Below are 19423 nucleotides of genomic sequence, written 5' to 3' on the forward strand. Positions count from 1 at the left end.
CGGGCCGCAGTGCCCGCTTTGCCGCTGGGGGCGTGCAAACCGCGTTCTTACTGGCTGCGGCAGGCTCCTACAATGGCCGCCGCCTGCCCCGAGCCACTATTTCCCCTTGTTGCCATGACCTTGCCTGCACACTGCACCACCAATGCCAGCGATGGCTGGTACATCGGCCTGATGTCAGGCACCTCGCTGGACGGTGTGGACGCCGTACTGGCGCGTTTTGCGCCGCGCGCTGGGCAACAGGCGCAGACCGGGGCGCTGGGTGCAGTGGCAGTGCAGGTTGGCGGCCATGTGCACCAGCCCTTCGAGGCCAGCCTGCGCGAGGTGCTGATGGCGCTGAACTTCCCCGGTCAGGACGAGCTGCACCAGGCGGCGCTGGCGGCCAATGCGCTGGCGCAGTGCTGCGCGCAGGCTGTCGCGCGCCTGTGCCAGCAGGCTGGCATCGCGGCGCGGCAGGTGGCGGCCATCGGCGCGCACGGGCAGACGGTGCGCCACCGGCCGCAGGGCGTGCCGCTGCAGCGCTACACCATCCAGCTGAACAACCCGGCCTGGCTGGCAGAGCACACTGGCATCAGCGTGGTGGCAGATTTCCGCCGCCGCGACATGGCCGCCGGCGGCCAGGGCGCGCCGCTGGCGCCGGCCTTTCATCAGGCGCTGTTCGGTCCTGCTGAGGGCGGCGGCGCAGGCTTGGCGGTGCTGAATCTGGGCGGCATTGCAAACCTCAGCCTGATCGACGCCCAAGGGCAGACGTTGGGCTTTGACTGCGGCCCAGCCAATACGCTGCTGGACGCTTGGTGCCTGCGCCACACCGGCCAGCCCTACGACCGGGACGGCCAATGGGCCGCCAGTGGCCAGGTGCATGAAGGGCTGTTGCGCTGCATGCTGGCGCAGCCGTATTTCCAGCAGCCTGCGCCCAAGAGCACGGGGCTGGATGTGTTCAATCTGGACTGGCTGCAGCAATGCCTGGCGCAGTGCGCACAGGTAGAGGGCGATGCTGGTGGCGCTGCGCCGGCGCTGCGCCCCGAGGACGTGCAGGCCAGCCTGGCGGAGCTGACGGCCATCAGCTGCGCCCAGGCCTATGCGCGCTATCAGCAAGGCCAGCCGGTGCTGGGCGTGTGCGGCGGCGGGGCCTACAACCGCCATGTGATGGCGCGGCTGCAACACCACCTGGGCGCAGCGGTGGCGGTGCAGAGCACGGCCCAATGGGGGCTGGCCCCGGAGTTGGTCGAGGCCTGCGCCTTTGCCTGGCTGGCGCGCCAGTGCCTGCTGGGCCTGCCGGGCAATCTGCCGGCGGTGACGCAGGCCGCCGGCCCGCGCATTCTGGGCGCGATCTATCCGTGTTGAGCGCCTTCAAGGCCTTGCGCTTGTCAAAGCTCGGCCTTGGGGTTTTTTGTAGCGCGGTTTTGCACTGTGCAAACCAAATTTCAACAAGCCCCAAGCCTGCTTTGGGCCTTTGGGCCTTGGAGCCGAAGCCTTGAACAGGCTTTGAAGCAGGCCAGTTGCTTTGGCAGGCCAGGGCCAATGGCCCCCAAAGCCTGCCAAGCCCCAAGCCAAAAAACGTGCACGTTGAGGCCTATCTTGTTTCGATGCGGTTGGGCAGCTCGTTGCCGTGCGGGTCGTCGGGCATGCCGTAATGCGTGCGCATCTCCGCGCCGATGTTTTCCAGGAGCTGGCTCAGGGCGCGGACATATTGGCCGCTGCGCATGGCATTCAGCGCTGCGTCGCACAGCGCTTGCCAGCGCGCTTGCGTGACTACGGCGCTGATGCCGCGATCGGCGACGATTTCCAGCCGCCGCTGTGCAAGATTGACGTAGACAAGCACGCCGCTGCGCGCGGCGGTATCCCACACGCGCAGATGGGCGAAGCAGTCTTCGGCGCGCGCTCGCGCGTCCTGATGCCAGGCCACGCTCAGGGGCAAGTGGCGCTCGATGAGCAGACGAATTTCGCCGCTGTGGCCGCGCTCGGCTTCGGCCAGCACGCTCTCCAGCGTGTGCATGGCTTTATCGTTGAGCCAGCGGTGCTGCCAGGGAGGGCTGGTGAGGCTGCGCAGAGTGCGCGAGAGGGATTGTTGCATCGCCATTGCTCCTCCTACCAGGATCCGCCGGCGCCGCCGCCGGAAAAACTGCCGCCGCCGCCGCTGTAACCGCCGCCGCCACTGCCTCCAAAGCCGCCGCCGAAGCCTCCTCCCCCAAAGCCTCCCCCGAAGCCGCCGCTGAACCAGTCGTTGCCATCATCGTCATCGCCTCTGTGGCGACGGCCCGTGGCGCGCGTGTCGCTGCTGCGGGAAAAAGCCAGCCCGAAATAGAGTGCCATGCCCAGCGCGAGCAGCAAGACATGGGTGATCTGCCAGGTGATGATGCCGGCAAAGCCGCCGGCGGCAAGGCCGGACAGACCGCGCGCCACAGCGTTTTTGCGTCGCAGCATGCTCGTGGCGAAGATAAGAATGAAAAAGATCGGCAACAGGCCCAAAAGGCGCACATCGGGGTGGGCTGATGCGGCGGGGCCGGACGATGCCGTTTGGCGATCGGCGGCCACCATTTCCGCCTGCACCTGCGGATCGGCTTGCAAACGTTGCGCCGCCGCTTCCAGCCCGGCGCGCACGCCGCCTGCGTAGTTGCCGTTGCGGAAATAGGGGGTGATGTCTTCGCGGATGATTTTCTTTGCAGAAATGTCGGGCAGCACGCCTTCGATGCCGCTGCCGGTGACGATGCGCAGATTGCGGTCATTGACGGCCACGAGCAGCAGCAGGCCATTGTCGCGCGCCTTGTCGCCAAGCTGCCAGCGTTTGCCAAGCTGCATGGCGTAATCGAACACATCCATGCCGTCAGTGGAATCGACCAGGACCACCGCGCCCTGCATCAAGCCCTGGGCATGCCAGCTGCGCAAAAGCGCATTGAGTTCGCGCTCGGCCTCTGGCGCGATCACGCCCGCCTGATCCACCACTGGAGTGTCGAGCTTGAGACTATCGGCGGGCACGGCAAATACCGCTGCCGCGCAAAAGGCCAGCCCCAGGAAAAGGGCGCGCAACATGTGTCGCATCAGTTGAACTGCACTTGCGGCGCGGTGGAAATCCCCGCCTCGTTCTCGACCGTGAACTGCGCGCGGCGCGACAAGCCGGCCAGGCGCGCAATCAGGCTGGTGGGGAAGGTGCGTACCGCAGTATTGAAGGCCTGCACGCCCTCGATATAGTTGCGGCGCGCCGTGGTGATGCGGTTCTCCGTGCCTTCAAGCTGGGTCATCAGATTCTCGAAATTGGTATTGGCCTTGAGCTCGGGGTAATTCTCCGCCACCACCAGCAAACGCGACAGGGCGGAAGTCAGCTCGCCCTGCGCCTGCTGGAAGCGCTGCATTGCCGCCTCGTCGCCCAGCATCTCCGGAGTGAGCGTCACGCTGCCGACCTTGGCGCGCGCCTGGGTCACCTGCGTGAACACCGCTTCCTCGTGGCGCGCATAGCCCTTGACGGTCTCAACCAGATTCGGCACCAGATCGGCGCGGCGCTGGTACTGGCTCACCACCTCCGACCAGCGTGCATTGACATCCTCGTCCAGCCCCTGCAAGCGGTTGTAGCCAGGAATGGCAAGCGCCGCCAATGCGGCAATCAGGGCAATGACAATCGCGATACCGCTCAAACCTTTCATGTCTTTCTCCAAAAATGGTATTTCTTTTATCGGGACAAGCGCTTGGGGACGCATTCGCCCGCGTTGAGATGCTGGTAGGTTCTGGACATGGCAACACTCCAAATGTGGGGATGGATGTTGCACTTGGACGTTGAGTTTAACCTTTCCCCTCAATCAAATAAGCCCCGGCCCCGGTTTCAGGATCCACGATGCTGTATCCATAGCCGCTCCAGCCGTGCTCATGGATGCGGGCTTCGTGGAAGGTGACTTCTTTACCTGCCTGGATGGCATTGCGGATTTCAGCGCCTATTTCGCCCCCGATGGGCAGTTTGGGCAATGCTGTTGCAGCGTTGGCTTGTGTGATGGTGTAAATCTTCTGCCCCTGCTGCTGCGCAATGGCGATGGCCTTCACTGCACTGATGCCTTCCGCACACGGTTGCAGAGTAGGGTTCTTGATGTTTCCGTTCTCGTCGGTGTACCTGCACTGGTTCTTGTCCACCCAGAAGGCTTCTGGCGTGGCGTGCTCCTGCGCACTGCTGTACTGCCCCTTGGCCTTGTTGTAGGCAATCCATCGGTTTTGCGCCGCAGTCTTGCCGTTTTGTGTCAGCTCTGGTTTGTTGTTGATCGGGCTGTTGGGATCATCGTCCTTGACCCAACGAATGCTGCGCACATGCCCAATGTCCATGTTCAGCCCCTTGAAGCTGATGCCGGTAGTGACCAGCCCAAAGGGTTTGCGTGGCTGCACCTGGGCATGGAACAGGCCGTATTGCAGCGCGGGCAAGTCGATGACTTGGGCCTGTGATCCAGCAATGGCCCCATAGCTTTGCAGGCTGGCGAAGTAGCCCCAGACGGTGGCGGTGAGCATGTCGCCGGTGAGGTGTTCTCCGGTGATGCCTTGCAGGGCGGCTGCTCTTTGGTTGGGCGGCAGTGCAAGGGCTTGTTCGAGCTTTTGCTTGGTGGCCTCCATGCGTTCCTTGAGCCGCTGCATTTGCCCTTGGCTGATGCCCTGGATGGAAAGGCCAATGGCCGTTTGCTGGCCGGCGATGAGTTGATCGCGGCTGGTATCCCATTGGTTGCTGCTGCCGTAACGGGTAAAGCCGCCAACTCCCACAGGCTCTGCGCCGGCGCGCATGGCGCTGCCGGTGGCCACGGTCTGGCCATCGAGGCGGATTTCCGGTTTGAGGTGGATGCTCGATGGCAAGCCCTGGGGCAATTGGCTGGGGTCGAGCTGCTGGCCTGGCGCTGGCGTGGGGATCAAGGCCTCGATGGCCTGTTGATCGGCCGGCGTGGCGGCCACCCAGGCGATGGTGAGCTTCTTGCCGGCGATCTCGGCGGTGGGCACCTGCCATTGCAGCAGCGGGCTATCGCCCCATGCGGCACTGCGCTGGTCGGCATAGATGGCGTACTGGAACTGTGCCTTGTGGCGCGCGGGAATCTCGCTCATGGGCGCAGCCCTGGCGCGGACGGCGTAGGGCAGGGTGCCGGCCAGATAAGGCAATGAATAGATGCGGGGCTTGCGCGTGCCCAGCACATCGCCCACCGTGCTGTTGCCGCCGTTGTGGCTTTGGATATGGGCCTTGAGCTGGTTCTGGTAGGCGCGCAGGCGGGCGTCCACCGCCTGGGTGTTGAGATGCTGCACCCAGCCCTCGGCCTCGTTGATGCGCGCGCCTTGCTGTGCGGCGGCGAGCAGGGCATGGGCATCGAAAGGCACGGCCGCTTGCAAATCCATGCCGCTGGAGTAATCGAACTGCTTGAAGCTGGCATCCAGCGGCACCCAGGCATCGGGCTGGCTCTGGCCGGGCACGTGGCGCGTGCCGCGGCCTGGGTGGTACTGAATCAGCGCCTCGACCCAGACGTGCTCAAGGCGAAAGGCCACATCCACCCCGCCGCGGGTGAGGATGACATTGGGCACGCCGCCCTGGCCGAGGATTTGCTGCGCGGCATGGGCGGTGGCCGCGCCGCCGACCCAGTTCTGAACCTGGGCGATGGGGATATCCACCGTGCCATAGACGTAGCGCGCCGGGATGCCCGAGCTGCGCAGCAAGGCGATGAGCAGGCTGGCGGTGTCGTAGGCGTTGCCGCGTTGCTTGTCCAGGGTGTCCTGCGCGCCCTGCACGCTGCCGTGGCTGGGGTGAAAGTGGATGTGGTCGTGCACCCACTGGTGGATTTTGAAGGGATTGCCGCCCAGGCTTTGGGCCAGGGCCTGGATCTGCGGGCTGTGCGGGGCCTCGGGCGTGGCGGCCAGGTCGGCGGCGGTGGGGGCTTTGTGCATGGCAATGTGCATTACGACTCCAGGTGAATTCCCGTGGCAGTACAAGCCCACGCAAAATTTTCATCAGCCATAAATTTCGGATGGTTTTAATCGCCTAATGTGCTGCCCCGAAAAAAACTTGCGAATGAAGCCTCTCGTTGTTGTGACAAGAATTCATAGGTTTTTGCGAATATCTACGATGCGGCGTGCTGGGGCTTGCCAAATGTTGACTTGCATATGAGCTGGTGTGGTGGGTTTGCTTTAGCTCCTGATTGCAAATCCAATCAAAAAAAACGATAGAACCATCAATTTGAATACATTAATTCTTGAAATTGGAAGTTTTACTTTAAAGGTATCTTCCAGAAAAAGGCAAATTCCTGATGTGACTGCTAAAATGCTAAATGTTATGATGATTGCGATTTTCATTTCAATCCTCGTAGATCCAGCACTGTTCTCGAGACGGTACGTGCTGCGATATTCCAAGTGAAGCAAGACCAAGGTAACCTAACACTCTTATAACGGTAGCAGTTACACCGGTTGCATACAAGGCGAGCGTGCTTACTGACGAAATTCCATCAATTATGCCGGTTACTAAACACAGTCTCGCAAAGTCGCTCATTTTATCCCTGATTCACCCTGTTGTAGATGATATTAAAATAAGTCAATCGAGTGCAGTATTATTTTTTGCCGCGTTAATGGCCTCATTCATTCGTGACTTGATTGTGTTAAATATTTCTTCCGCATTCAAGTTGCCTTGTTCTTCTATTGGCAGAATGGATATTCTGTGACTGCTTATAGTTCTGTGATTTATGAAAAAATCCCCCTTTACAATCACTCTTTTCGTTAACATTTTTCTTTCTAGCAATATTTGTTTTATTTCCCTGTATGGAATTTTTACAAGGAAATTATTTCCTTTATATATGAAATAATTTTCTCGAAAGATTATTTCTTTTTTGATTTTATTGGAAAGCAGATTCATAATTAAAAATAATGAAAAAATTAAGGCAAAAAATATTATTGACTTAGTAGGCATAGTGACCCTTTGCGAACAATATGAATAGGTAGATGCCAAGAATTAATTCCAAGAATGAAGGTGGTGCTGTTAGCGCGATAGATACGGTTACTGCTAATTTTGTGAGCTCATAAGTCTTGTTTTTGAATTTTATTAGTTATTTTGTTTGCGTGATTAAAAATCACAGAAAAGGCATCATCAATGTCAAAATTTTTGGATTCATGGATTTCTAGAGTGCTTCTGGGTTGTTGTCCAAAGTTTTTGATTTTTATTTTGAATTCTCCATTTAAAATAATTTTCTTTCCAAGTGGACTTTTTTTAATTTTTATGCTCCTTATGTTGTTGTAGGAAATGTGCGCTTCAATGATTTTATGTTCATACGAAAATCCGTGATCTTTGAGAGTTAATGTGGCATCTCTGACTAGACGTGTTACATGAAAAAAAATTACAATGATGGCTATGCTGGAAAGGGTGAGGGTTATAAGAAGGTGCATGGTTTGAATTGATCTTTATCAAGGGTTAGGGACATATTTCCCTCTAATGAAGCTGACAAATAAAAGGATGCCGACTACAACTCCAAGGATGCTGCCAGAGGTAATTAATGCTATGGAAGATGCTGCGGCTAAGATCATGACGATATAATCGCTTGAGTCACAGGTTGAAATTCCTCCGCAATCATAATCAAATCCACCATTGTTGTCTGCTAAAAGAGAAGATAATAGAGCAAGTGCTCCAATTGCTAGTGTGTAGAATGGAAGCAATGCAATAGATGCAATCAATCCGCCCAATGCTAAGCTTCCGATAATTCCGAAAAGTAAAAAAAGTGCGACTGCAGCTAGGGCTACTAACGAAAACCACCCCCCATTTCCCTTCCCCTCAATCAAATAAGCCCCGGCCCCGGTTTCAGGATCCACGATGCTGTATCCATAGCCGCTCCAGCCGTGCTCATGGATGCGGGCTTCGTGGAAGGTGACTTCTTTACCTGCCTGGATGGCATTGCGGATTTCAGCGCCCACTTCTCCGCCAATGGGCAGTTTGGGCAGGGCAGTGTCTCGGTTGTTTTCATTGATGGTGTAAATCTTCTGCCCCTGCTGCTGCGCAATGGCAATGGCCTTGACTGCCGATATCCCTTCTGCACAGGGCTGCATTGTCGGATTCTGCACTTGCCCATTGCTGTCCATGTAGCGGCACTGGTTTTTATCCACCCAGAAGGCTTCTGGCGTGGCGTGCTCCTGCGCACTGCTGTACTGCCCCTTGGCCTTGTTGTAGGCAATCCATCGGTTTTGCGCCGCAGTCTTGCCGTTTTGTGTCAGCTCTGGTTTGTTGTTGATCGGGCTGTTGGGATCATCGTCCTTGACCCAACGAATGCTGCGCACATGCCCAATGTCCATGTTCAGCCCCTTGAAGCTGATGCCGGTAGTGACCAGCCCAAAGGGTTTGCGTGGCTGCACCTGGGCATGGAGCAGGCCGTATTGCAATGCGGGCAGGTCGATGACTTCGGCCTGTGACCCGGCAATGGCCCCATAGCTTTGCAGGCTGGCGAAGTAGCCCCAGACGGTGGCGGTGAGCATGTCGCCGGTGCGGTCATGAATTATTGGTTTTGTTTTTTGATTGCTTATTTTTTGTGAAAAAAGCATTGCAAATCAAATAAACAGGAGCTCCAACGATGATTACAGGGAGGTATAGCTTTCTCTGGATTATTGCTAGGCTGGATTCATGGAAAAAGTTGGTTTTTAATAAGTGTTTGATTAGAAAAAATTCAGTGGCTATAACGAATAGTGATGCAATGATAAAAGATTTTAGATTGATGCTTTTCATCATGTGGCTCCTCGTTAATTGCAAATTTCTCGCCAAAAATTTCCCAGCATTCCTTGCGCCTCGCTCATCAAATAGCCACCGATTCCGCCTATTGCTGCCATCACAAATCCGCTAACCGCAATCGTTAGCGCAATAAATGTTATGCTAGCCATGAGAATGCCAATAAATGTTATGATGGCTTGTGCCTTAATGCCGAGTCCACAATTTTCTGAATTGATTACATCGAGTATATTTGAGAAAGTGGCAAAGAAGTCATTAAAAATTCCGAATAGTGTATATGCGTCATTTGCTAAGTTAATTATCTGCAATATTTTTGTTTTTGCGATATCTAACCACCCCCCATTCCCCTTCCCCTCAATCAAATAAGCCCCGGCCCCTGTTTCCGGATCCACGATGCTGTACCCATAGCCGCTCCAGCCGTGCTCATGGATGCGGGCTTCGTGGAAGGTGACTTCTTTACCTGCCTGGATGGCATTGCGGATTTCAGCGCCTATTTCGCCCCCGATGGGCAGTTTGGGCAATGCTGTTGCAGCGTTGGCTTGTGTGATGGTGTAAATCTTCTGCCCCTGCTGCTGCGCAATGGCGATGGCCTTGACGGCGCTGATGCCTTCTGCACAGGGCTGCATTGTCGGATTCTGAATGGTGCCGTTTGCGTCCATGTAGCGGCACTGGTTTTTATCCACCCAGAAAGCCTCCGGCGTGGCGTGCTCCTGCGCACTGCTGTACTGCCCCTTGGCCTTGTTGTAGGCAATCCAGCGGTTCTGCGCCGCAGTCTTGCCGTTTTGTGTCAGCTCGGGCTTGTTGTTGATGGGGCTGTTGGGATCATCGTCCTTGACCCAGCGAATACTCCTCACATGCCCAATGTCCATGTTCAGCCCCTTGAAGCTGATGCCGGTGGTGACCAGCCCAAAGGGTTTGCGTGGCTGCACCTGGGCATGGAACAGGCCGTATTGCAATGCGGGCAAGTCGATGACTTGGGCCTGTGATCCAGCAATGGCCCCATAGCTTTGCAGGCTGGCGAAGTAGCCCCAGACGGTGGCGGTGAGCATGTCGCCGGTGAGGTGTTCTCCGGTGATGCCTTGCAGGGCGGCTGCTCTTTGGTTGGGCGGCAGCGCCAGGGCTTGTTCGAGCTTTTGCTTGGTGGCCTCCATGCGTTCCTTGAGCCGCTGCATTTGCCCTTGGCTGATGCCCTGGATGGAAAGGCCAATGGCCGTTTGCTGGCCGGCGATGAGTTGATCGCGGCTGGTATCCCATTGGTTGCTGCTGCCGTAACGGGTAAAGCCGCCAACTCCCACAGGCTCGGCGCCGGCGCGCATGGCGCTGCCGGTGGCCACGGTCTGGCCATCGAGGCGGATTTCCGGCTTGAGATGGATGCTCGATGGCAGGCCCTGGGGCAATTGGCTGGGGTCCAGCTCTTGGCCTGGCGCTGGCGTGGGGATCAAGGCCTCGATGGCCTGTTGATCGGCCGGCGTGGCGGCCACCCAGGCGATGGTGAGCTTCTTGCCGGCGATCTCGGCGGTGGGCGCTTGCCATTGCAGCAGCGGGCCATCGCCCCAGGCGGCGCTGCGCTGGTCGGCATAGATGGCGTATTGGAACTGCGCCTTGTGGCGCGCAGGAATCTCGCTCATGGGCGCAGCCCTGGCGCGGACGGCGTAGGGCAAAGTCCCCGCCAGATAGGGCAGGGCGTAAATGCGGGGCTTGCGCGTGCCCAGCACATCGCCCACCGTGCTGTTGCCGCCGTTGTGGCTTTGGATATGGGCCTTGAGCTGATTCTGGTAAGTGCGCAGTTGGCTATCCACAGCCTGGGTATTGAGATGCTGCACCCAGCCCTCGGCCTCGTTGATGCGCGCGCCTTGTTGGGCGGCAGAGAGCAAGGCGTTGGCATCAAAAGGAACGGCCGCTTGCAAATCCATGCCGCTGGAGTGATCGAACTGCTTGAAGCTGGCATCCAGCGGCACCCAGGCATCGGGCTGGCTCTGGCCGGGCACGTGGCGCGTGCCGCGGCCTGGGTGGTACTGGATCAGCGCCTCGACCCAGACGTGCTCAAGGCGAAAGGCCACATCCACCCCGCCGCGGGTGAGGATGACATTGGGCACGCCGCCCTGGCCGAGGATTTGCTGCGCGGCATGGGCGGTGGCCGCGCCGCCGACCCAGTTCTGAACCTGGGCGATGGGGATATCCACCGTGCCATAGACGTAGCGCGCCGGGATGCCCGAGCTGCGCAGCAAGGCGATGAGCAGGCTGGCGGTGTCGTAGGCGTTGCCGCGTTGCTTGTCCAGGGTGTCCTGCGCGCCCTGCACGCTGCCGTGGCTGGGGTGAAAGTGGATGTGGTCGTGCACCCACTGGTGGATTTTGAAGGGATTGCCGCCCAGGCTTTGGGCCAGGGCCTGGATCTGCGGGCTGTGCGGGGCCTCGGGCGTGGCGGCCAGGTCGGCAGCGGTGGGGGCGCTGGCGGATTTGGCGGGGGTGGATTGGGCCGATTTGGCGCTGGCGTTTGAGGCGGCGGCGGCGCTGGCATCGGCATCGATGGCCAGGCGGTAGCTGATGGGGCGCGGCGCGGCCGGGGCCTGGGGTGGGGCGGTTTGGGCTTTGCCTGCCTGGGTTGTGCTGGCCTGGGCGCTGGCGGGCGGGGTTTCTGGCTCTGGCAGCAGGTTTTGCTCCAGTTGTTGCGCGGTTTGCGCGGGCGCCTGGGGGCTGGGGCGCAGCACCTGCCAGGGCAGGTGGTTGAGGTCAAGGGGCAGCTGGCTGGGGCGCGGGCGCTGGGTTTGCACGAAGTCGGCCAGGGCCTGGCGGGCGCTGGCGCTGGCGGGCTGGGCTGCGGCCTCGCGCAGCAGGGCCATGAGCTGGCGGTGCTGGCTGGCGAAGTCGGCCTCTATCTGGCGCTGGCGCGCCAGGATGGCGGCATCGACGCCAGCGTCTGCCCAGCCTTGGCGCAATTCATCCCATTGCTGCTGCAGGCGCTGGGCGTGCCGGGCCAGCTGGGGCGCCAGCTCGGCCAGGGCGGGCGTTGGGGCCGAGGGGCGTTGCGTGGCCGATGGGCGGGCGTGGGCGTCATCGCCAGCCAGGGCCAGGCCGAGCGCGGCCAGGGCCTGGGCGTAGTGCTCGGCGGGGCTGGGCGTGGCCAGCTCTTGCAGGGCCTGCTTGTGGCGCTCGATTTGCATGGCCTGGGTCAGCGGCATGGCCAGGGTGTTGATGAGGGCCAGAGAAAACAGCGTGCAGATGCTTTTCTTGAACCAGCCCACGCCTTGCCCGTGGGGGTGTTCCTGGGGGCGTGCGCGGCTGGCGGGGCCTGGGCGGGCGATGGGCATGGCGGCTCTCCTCACGGTTTTTTGTTCTTGCAATGGGGTTGGCGCGCGGCCGGGCGCCTGGCTGCGCGGCTTGCCGGGTGTGCGGCCAGCAGCAGCGCCAGCAGGCCGATGATGGCCCAGGGCGCGCCGACGGGCACGGGCACCGGGGGCGTGCCCGGCGTGGCGCCTGTGTTGGGCGTTGGCCCTGGCCCCGGCCCTGGCACGGGCCCCGGCGTGGGCGCGGGGCCTGTGACGGTGATGCGGGCGCTGGCCTGGTTGTTGGCGCTGTTGACATCGATGCTGCCGCCCAGCGCGCTGATGCGGGCAGTGTTGTCCAAAGTGCCCGCAGCAGGGGCGGTGGCGGTGACGACGATGGTGACGGCATGGCCCGCGCCGCTGGGGATCAGGGCATCGAGCCGCACGGGGCCCTGGCCGCTGGCGCGCCCGCACTGGGCCTGGCCGCTGGCGCTGCAAGTCCATTGCGCTTGCGTCAGGCCGGAGGGCAGGGCGTCCTCGATCAGCACGCCGTGGCCATCGTGCGGGCCCTGGTTGGCGACGGTGATGACCCAGCGGGCCTGGCCGCCTGTGGCGATGGCGGGCTGGGGCGCGCTCTTGCGGATGCTGTAGTCGGCCTGCGCGCCGGGGCTGGGGCCGGGGCCGCCTTGGGCCACCACCTCGAAACGGGCGCTGGCGCTGGCCAGGGCCACATCCTGCACGGCGCTGCCGTGGAAGCGGCCACTGCCGATGAGGGTGGCGGCGATGGTGTAGGCGCCCAGCGGCGCCTGGCGCAGGGGTTGCAGCACATCCACGACGCGCAGCGCGCCGGCGGCCAACTGCCCCACGGGCAGGGTGTGGCTGGCGATGAGTTGGCCTTGCGGGCCGCGCACCTCCAGGGTGATGCGGGCATCGTCGATGGCGGCATTGGCCGTGAGGTTGCGCGCCAGGGCATCGATGCGCACGCGGTCATCGGGGCTGTACTGGGCCCGGTCAGTGGCAACGCCGAGCGCGGCTGCGGGCGCGCCTGGGCCGCTGGCGGCAATGGCAAAGGGGGTGAAGGCCTGTGCCAGCACTTGGCCATCGGGGGCAAGCGCCTGGCCGTGCAGGGTGTAGCCGCCCGCGCTGAGGGCGCCGGTGTGCCAGGCCTGGCTGTGCGGGGTTTGCGCCCCTGCGGCCACCTGCCCCAGGGCATGGGGCGGGAATTGCGCCACGCTCTGCCCCTGCGCATCGCGCACCTGCAAGGCCACGCTCAGCGCGGCATCAAAGCTGCCCAGGTTGCGCACCAGCGCCGAGAGCTCCACCGGACTTTGGCTGGGGTAGACGGGCTGATCGGTGGCGACGGTGATGGCGGCCAGCAGGTTGCGCGCCCTCAGTGGGGCGGCCACGGTGTTGTTGTCCTCGTTGTACTCCGCATGGGCATCGGCGCTGTCGGCATGGATGGTGACGAACTCGCCCAGGCCCAGCAGGCCGGGGTCGACCCCAGGCAGGCGCACGGGCATGTGCTGGCCTGCCGCCATGGCGGCGATGGGCACAGTGCCCAGCAGGGCGCCGCCTGCGCCGGGCTGGCCGCGCCAGAAGGCGACTTCGAAGGCCCCCGCATTGAATGGGCTGGCGTTGCCAATGGTGGCTTGCAGCGCCACCTGGCCCGCGCCTGCATCCACGGCCTGGATCTGCCCGGCCGTCAGGTCTGGCACGGCAGGGCGAATCTTCAGGTCGTACAGCACAGGGCTTTCGCCGGTGCTGGCGCGCCTGAAGTGCACGCTGACTTGCAGGCAGCGGCCGGCGGGCACCTGGGCCAGTGCCTGGCCCGAGACCACCGCAACAGGGGGCGAGAAGCGCTGGCAGTCCTCGCTGCTGGAGGCGGTGACCGTCAGCTGCCCATCGCCCAGTGCCTGGGCATGCCAATCGATCATGCCCCAGGGCGTTGCTGCGCGCTGGCTGTCGTAGATGGCCGTCCAGGTGCCCTGCTGGGGCTTGCCCGAGAGCGTGCTGCCGGTCATGTCGCTGTAGTTGTACAGGTAGCTGCCCGGCCCCAGGTCGGGGCCCACGATGTCGATGGCGCCAATGGGGGTGAGGCCATCGGCGCCCACGGCGCCGGCGGCGGGGTCGATGCGCTGGTAGCGGCTGCCACCCACGGCCCAGACGTAACCATTGGCGTCGGTGGACAGGCCGGTCGTGCCGCCAGTCTGGATGGCGCCGACGAATACCCCTTCATTGGTGTAGCGGTTGACGTAAGAGCCTGTGGCAACCCAGACGTTGTCGTTGTCATCGACTGCGCAGCCTTGATGCCCTCCCGCATAGGTGCGCAGCAGCGAACCATCGGGGCGGTAGACGCTGCCGCGGCTGTCCCAGACATTGCCGCGGCTGTCGATGCACAGGCCATAGCTGGCGCGGCCCATGCCATGCCAGTGGACGCCGTTGGGGCCGCTCAATGGGTGCTGAACGTCCCAGCGCAGCAGGCCCCAGCCGCCGCTGGAGGACCAGATCACGTCGTTGGCGTCGATCAGCCCGCCGTATCCGCCCCAGCCCACGCTGCTTTCCTGGCGGACGATGCGGCCTTGCTCATCGACCAAGTCGAAGTGGCGCCCTCCGGTGCCGCTGACCCAGACCTGGTTGCGGCGATCGACCGAGATGTGGCGCGTGCCCGCCGAGTTGACCCGTGCATAGGCCAGGATGCATTCGTCCTCGGCGGTGGCGACTCCGCCCAGGCGATCGGCATCGCCTGCGTTGCTCCAGTCCCTGAGGTCGCCCAGGCCCGTGGAGGTGTCGATCACGCCATTGCCGTTGCGGTCCTCGCACTGACCGTTTTCCAGCAGGCCGATCTTGACGATGGAGCCCATCGCGCGGCTTTGCGCAGGCAGGCCGGGGGCGATGGCATCGGCCTCGACAGTTGAGGATTCGTTGCGATTGCCCACCCAGACATTGCCGTTCTTGTCCACGGTGGTGCGCGAGGGGTTCTTGCCCATGCCTTGCGGGGCGCTGTGGTATTCGCCCAGCACGGCGCCTGTGGCAATGCTGACTTTCAAAATGGTGCCGCGCCCGGAATTGGCAATCCAGATGTTGTCGAACGCCCGGGTGTGCTCGGCCAGTTGCAAGGCCGTGCCGGCGCCATTGACAGCCACGTTGATGCGGCGCCCTTCTGCAAAATCCTGTGCCTGGTCGTACAGCTTGGCCGCTTGCTGTGCCGTCGTGCCGTAGCCATCGAGGTTGTTGGCCTCGTCGAGCTCGACGACCTGATGCTCACTGTCGAGCCAAAGCGCCAGCGGCGCATCGCGAAAGCGCAGCTGGCCGCCTACGGCAATGTCCAGCGCCTGCAGCTGGCCAATGGGCAGGCCGGCCTGCACCTGGGCCTTGCCCAGCATGCGGTCTTGCGCCGGTTCGTAGCTGCCAGTGCGGTTGACGTCCTCGAAGACGAGCACGGAAAACGGCTGGCTGACGTCCTGCGCCCCCTGGTTGATCACTTCGACCTGTACCTGCCCGGAGAGCTGCAGCGTGTCGGGGTCGGACTGCAGGCTTGAGACGTCGAACCGCGCAATGGCCAGGTCCGGCAGGCGCGCGGCAACGATGCGCTGCATGTGCAGGTCGCCCACGTCCTGCTGGAGCAATGGGGTCACGGGCAGCTGCACCTGCAGCGGGTGGTAGCCTGGCGCGCTGAAGACCACGCTCACCCGTGCATCGTGCACCCCCAGGATGTTGAAGCGGCCGAGGCGGTTGACGCCGCGCTCGCGCGTCTGGCCTTCGAGCCGGTACGTTGCCGTCTCAATGGGCTGCTGGGTGACGCTGTCGATCAGCCGACCCGAGAGCGTGGCGCTGTTGGGGATCACCACCGATGAAGCGCCAGACTCGCTGAGCATGGGGGAGAAGTCCATTTCGGTGCGCGCTGGCAAGTCGAAGTTCACCGTGGCGGCGGCCAGGCCATCGTGGCTGATGGTGACGGAGTAGTTGCCCTCGGCCAGCCCTTCGATGCGGTAGCGGCCTTGTGCGTCCGTGAGCGCCGAGTGGCTTTGTACCCCGGACGCATAGACCTGCGCGCCCGCCACGGGCTGGCCATTTTTTTGTTGGGTGACCGTGCCAAAAATGGCGCTGGCGGCCAGCGCAGCCGTTGCCTTGCTCAGCCGGGGGGAAAACTCCAGCAGGCCGCCGGCAATCATCGCTCCCTCGGCCGAGGCGCTGGCGTAGCCGGGCAGGCTGGCCGTCAAACGCACGGCGCCCGCTGGCACATGGTCGATGAGATAGCTGCCATCCTGGTTGCTGGTGGCTGTCAGGCTGCCGGCGCGGATGAGCGCGCCCTCCAGCGGCATGGCGGTGTCTGCGTCCAGCACCACGCCGTGGATCTTGCCCGTGCCTGGGGCTGCGCCCGCCCGAACCAGCCTGGGGGAGAAGTCCAGCGCCGAATCCACGGCGACGACCGCCGCGCCCGAGGCCTGCTGATAGCCTGCGGCCGTGACCGTGATTTGGATCTCGCCGGCCTGCGCAAGGGGCGAAATCCGGTAGCGGCCTGCCGCATCGGTTTGCACGGTGGCTGAAAAGGCGCCCGTGACGGCAACCTCTGCCGCCGCAATGGCCTGGCCGCTCAGGATGTCCGAGACGATTCCGGAGATTTCCCCTTGGGGCGCGCCGCCGGCTGGGAGCGGTTTCAGCGCCGGCGAAAAAATGGCCGTCTCCCCCGCCTGCAGGCGCACCTTGCCCGCAACGCGGCGAAAACCGGCCTTGCCGGCCAGCAGATCCAGATCGCCCGGCGGCACGTTGAGCATTTGATAGCTGCCATCGGCCGCCGTGGTGGTCGTCATGCCTGCGGCGGAGACCGCCACGCCTTCCAGGGGCGCGCCGGTGTCGGCATGGGTGACGGTGCCCAGCACCGTGGCCGTGCTGGGTTGGGCCGTGCGATTGAGCAGGATGGAGCCCACATCCAACTTTTGACCCTGGGCCAGAACGAGCTGGGCCCGCAGCTCCAGGAATTCACCCTGTGCGGGAACGCTCAGGGTGTAGTTGCCTGCGACCAGCCCTGTCAATCCAAAGGCTCCAGTGGCATCGGCCGTGGCCTGGGCATCTGCGGGCCCTTGAAGGCGCACGGCAAAGCCTGCCAAGGGGGCTCGCGTCTGCGCATCGAGCAGCCGGCCCTGCACGCTGGCCAGATCCGGGTTGGTGGCAGGCTGCCCGGCCAGCCACAGCGCGTGCAGGGCCAGCGCGCTCAGGTGCGGGTCGCCCGCCCAGCTGCCGTCGCTGCGCTGCGATTGCCGCAAGGCGGCCAGGGGGGCTTGCATGCCGGCGGCGGTATCCAGGCCAGGCAATACTGCCAGCAAGGCCTGGGCGGTGCGCAAGTCGCTGCCCCAGCTCTGGCTGGCATCGCGCTGGGCCGTCAGCCACGCGCGGGCCTTGGCCAAGGCCTCGCGGGCCGTGGGCTGCTGACGATACGGGGTCAGCGCCTGGACGGCCAGCGCCGTGCTCACGATGGCATCGCCATCGGGCATCAGCGGCCATGCGCCATCGGCCTGCTGCGCGGCGATCAGCCAGCCCAGCGCCTGGGCTGCGGCCGCGCCGGATGCCCGGCTGGCGGCCAGGGCATGCAGTGCCCAGGCGGTATCTTGCGCGTTGCCTGGATGGCCTGCGGCAGCGCCGAAGCTGCCGTCGGTGTTCTGCAGGGCGATCAGCCCGTCCAGCAGGGCGGCATCGGCCGTGCCGGCCTGTTGGCGGGCCATGGCCTGGCGCGCCAGGTACTCGGTGGTGTTGGCCGCGGGGCTGTCGATGGCGCCGAGCAGCGCAGGCGGCAGCGGCTGCATGGCCAGCGCCTTGAGCGTGCGGGCCGTTTCAGAGCGGGCCTGCAGCGGCAGCGCGGCGGAAGCAGGCTCGGACGCCAGTTGCCCATTGGGCTGGACTTGCGCCTGGAGCCAGCTGGCCCCGCGCTGCAATGCGGCATCGGCCGGCGCTGGCGCCTGTGCCCAGCCGTGAGCGCCCATGAAAAGGCAGCACAGCACAAACAGAAAAAGCGCTGACCCGATCCTGAATCGGCGAGGCGATGGTGTTGAACGCTGCACGGCAAGCTCCCTCGTTGACCACAACGCCTGGCATGCGCAACATCGCTGTTTTGACGCTTGGATCGTTGCACAGCGATTCTTGACAAGGCCTTGGCTGTGGCTTGTTTTTTGCAATTTTCAGTTGCAGTTGTTTTCAAAGCTTCAGTTCGAATCGCTCATTTGTCCATAGGGAGTTGTCCGTAGCAGGGGGTTTGGCCCGGGCCAGCGCTGCGCTCGGCCCTTGGACTGCTGCTGGGCTTGCTTTGGGCCTGGGATACCCATTTCCACCTGCGCTGCCATCGCGCAGGCGGGCGGGCAGCGCGCTGTGGCGGGTTACTCCTGCGCGTCGTTGACCAGCACCAGTTTGCCGCGCACGTTGCGCTGGCCCATGCGGGCGTAAGCCTGGGGCAGCTCGCGCATGGGCAGGGTGGCGTCGATCACGGGCTTGATCTTGCCCTGTTGATACCACTGGGCCAGCTGCTGCAGCATGGCGGCGTTGGCGGCCGGCTCCTTCTGGCTGAAGGCGCCCCAGAACACGCCGACGATGGACGCGCCCTTGAGCAGCGGCAGGTTCAGCGGCAGCGCGGGGATGGGGCCGGCGGCAAAGCCGATCACCAGATAGCGCCCGCGCCAGGCGATGGAGCGAAAGGCCGGCTCGGCCCATGGGCCGCCCACGGGGTCGTAGATCACGTCCGGGCCCTTGCCGTCGGTCAGCGTCTTGAGCGCTTCGCGCAGGTCCTGCTCCTGGTAGTTGATGCTGGCATCGGCGCCGATCTGCTCGCACAGGGCGCATTTCTCGGCGCTGGAGGCTGCTGCGATGACCCGGGCGCCCTGGGCTTTGGCGATTTGGATTGCCGCTGTGCCCACGCCGCCGGCTGCGCCCAGCACCAGCACGGTCTCGCCGGGCTGCAGTGCGCCGCGGTCGATCAGCGCGTGGTGGGAGGTGGCGTAGGTCATGATGAAGGCGGCCGCATCCTCGAAGCTGAAGGCATCGGGCAGCGGCATGCACAGCTTGGCGTCGACCAGGGTGTGCGTGGCAAAGCCGCCCGTGCCGCTCAGAGCCGCCACGCGCTGGCCGGGCCGCAGATGCTGCACGCCTTCGCCGACGGCCTCAACCACGCCGGCGTATTCCGAGCCGGGTACGAAGGGCAGGGGCGGCTTGATCTGGTATTTGTTCTGCACGATCAGCAGATCGGGGAAGTTCAGGCTGGCGGCGTGGATGCGCACCAGCGCCTGGCCCTTGCCGGGGCTGGGCGTGGGCTGCTGCTGCCACTGCAGTTTCTCTGGGCCGGATGGGTCGCTGCAAAGCCATGCGTGCATGGGTGGGCTCCTTGTGGGTTGGGGATGGCGGTACAGGCAGGTTGCTTGCGGTGCGCAAGTGGCCTGCTGCAAGAGCCTGTTCAAAGAAAAAGCGCGCCATTGCAACGCAA

11 protein-coding genes are annotated in these 19423 nt (G+C 63.0%); 1 reads left to right on the plus strand and 10 read right to left on the minus strand.

Annotated elements, in window-relative coordinates; all coding sequences use genetic code 11:
• Positions 1–114 precede the first annotated feature (114 nt).
• On the plus strand, positions 115–1341 hold the full coding sequence (locus CLI93_RS00515; RefSeq protein ID WP_095541905.1) for an anhydro-N-acetylmuramic acid kinase: 1227 nt from the start codon (positions 115–117) through the stop codon (positions 1339–1341).
• A gap of 229 nt (positions 1342–1570) precedes the next feature.
• On the opposite strand, the gene CLI93_RS00520 is transcribed toward CLI93_RS00515, so the two are convergent.
• The 10 genes from CLI93_RS00520 to CLI93_RS00555 form a co-directional block, all read right to left on the minus strand.
• Positions 1571–2071 carry a TPM domain-containing protein gene (locus CLI93_RS00520; RefSeq protein WP_172425504.1) on the minus strand — a complete coding sequence of 167 codons (501 nt, stop codon included), beginning with the start codon at positions 2069–2071 and terminating at the stop codon, positions 1571–1573.
• A 14-nt stretch (positions 2072–2085) separates the two neighbouring features.
• Complete coding sequence (locus CLI93_RS15050) at positions 2086–2937, minus strand: TPM domain-containing protein (protein WP_172425735.1); 852 nt, start codon at positions 2935–2937, stop codon at positions 2086–2088.
• A 98-nt stretch (positions 2938–3035) separates the two neighbouring features.
• The gene (locus tag CLI93_RS00530; protein WP_095550386.1) at positions 3036–3635 is read right to left on the minus strand and encodes a LemA family protein; all 600 of its coding nucleotides are present in this window, start codon (positions 3633–3635) and stop codon (positions 3036–3038) included.
• Positions 3636–3771: 136 nt separating this feature from the next.
• Positions 3772–5886, minus strand: a complete 2115-nt coding sequence (locus tag CLI93_RS00535) for a transglutaminase-like domain-containing protein (protein WP_172424237.1) — start codon at positions 5884–5886, stop codon at positions 3772–3774.
• Positions 5887–6526: 640 nt separating this feature from the next.
• Positions 6527–6937 (minus strand): hypothetical protein, encoded by a 411-nt coding sequence (locus CLI93_RS14670; protein ID WP_143326349.1) that lies wholly within the window; start codon positions 6935–6937, stop codon positions 6527–6529.
• A gap of 68 nt (positions 6938–7005) precedes the next feature.
• A complete protein-coding gene (locus CLI93_RS14675) occupies positions 7006–7371 on the minus strand; it encodes a hypothetical protein (protein ID WP_143326350.1) in 366 nt (121 codons plus the stop codon).
• Between the two features lie 18 nt (positions 7372–7389).
• The gene (locus CLI93_RS00540) at positions 7390–8514 is read right to left on the minus strand and encodes a hypothetical protein (RefSeq protein ID WP_143326973.1); all 1125 of its coding nucleotides are present in this window, start codon (positions 8512–8514) and stop codon (positions 7390–7392) included.
• Positions 8515–8709: 195 nt separating this feature from the next.
• A complete protein-coding gene (locus CLI93_RS00545; RefSeq protein ID WP_095541911.1) occupies positions 8710–12003 on the minus strand; it encodes a transglutaminase-like domain-containing protein in 3294 nt (1097 codons plus the stop codon).
• 11 nt (positions 12004–12014) lie between these two features.
• Entirely contained in the window at positions 12015–17936 is a 5922-nt protein-coding gene (locus CLI93_RS00550) for a carboxypeptidase regulatory-like domain-containing protein (RefSeq protein ID WP_095541912.1), read from the minus strand.
• Between the two features lie 390 nt (positions 17937–18326).
• A complete protein-coding gene (locus tag CLI93_RS00555; protein ID WP_095541913.1) occupies positions 18327–19313 on the minus strand; it encodes an NADPH:quinone oxidoreductase family protein in 987 nt (328 codons plus the stop codon).
• Positions 19314–19423 lie beyond the last annotated feature (110 nt).

This window comes from Vandammella animalimorsus (genome assembly GCF_002288875.1).
GTDB classification, from domain to species: Bacteria; Pseudomonadota; Gammaproteobacteria; order Burkholderiales; family Burkholderiaceae_C; genus Lampropedia; species Lampropedia animalimorsus.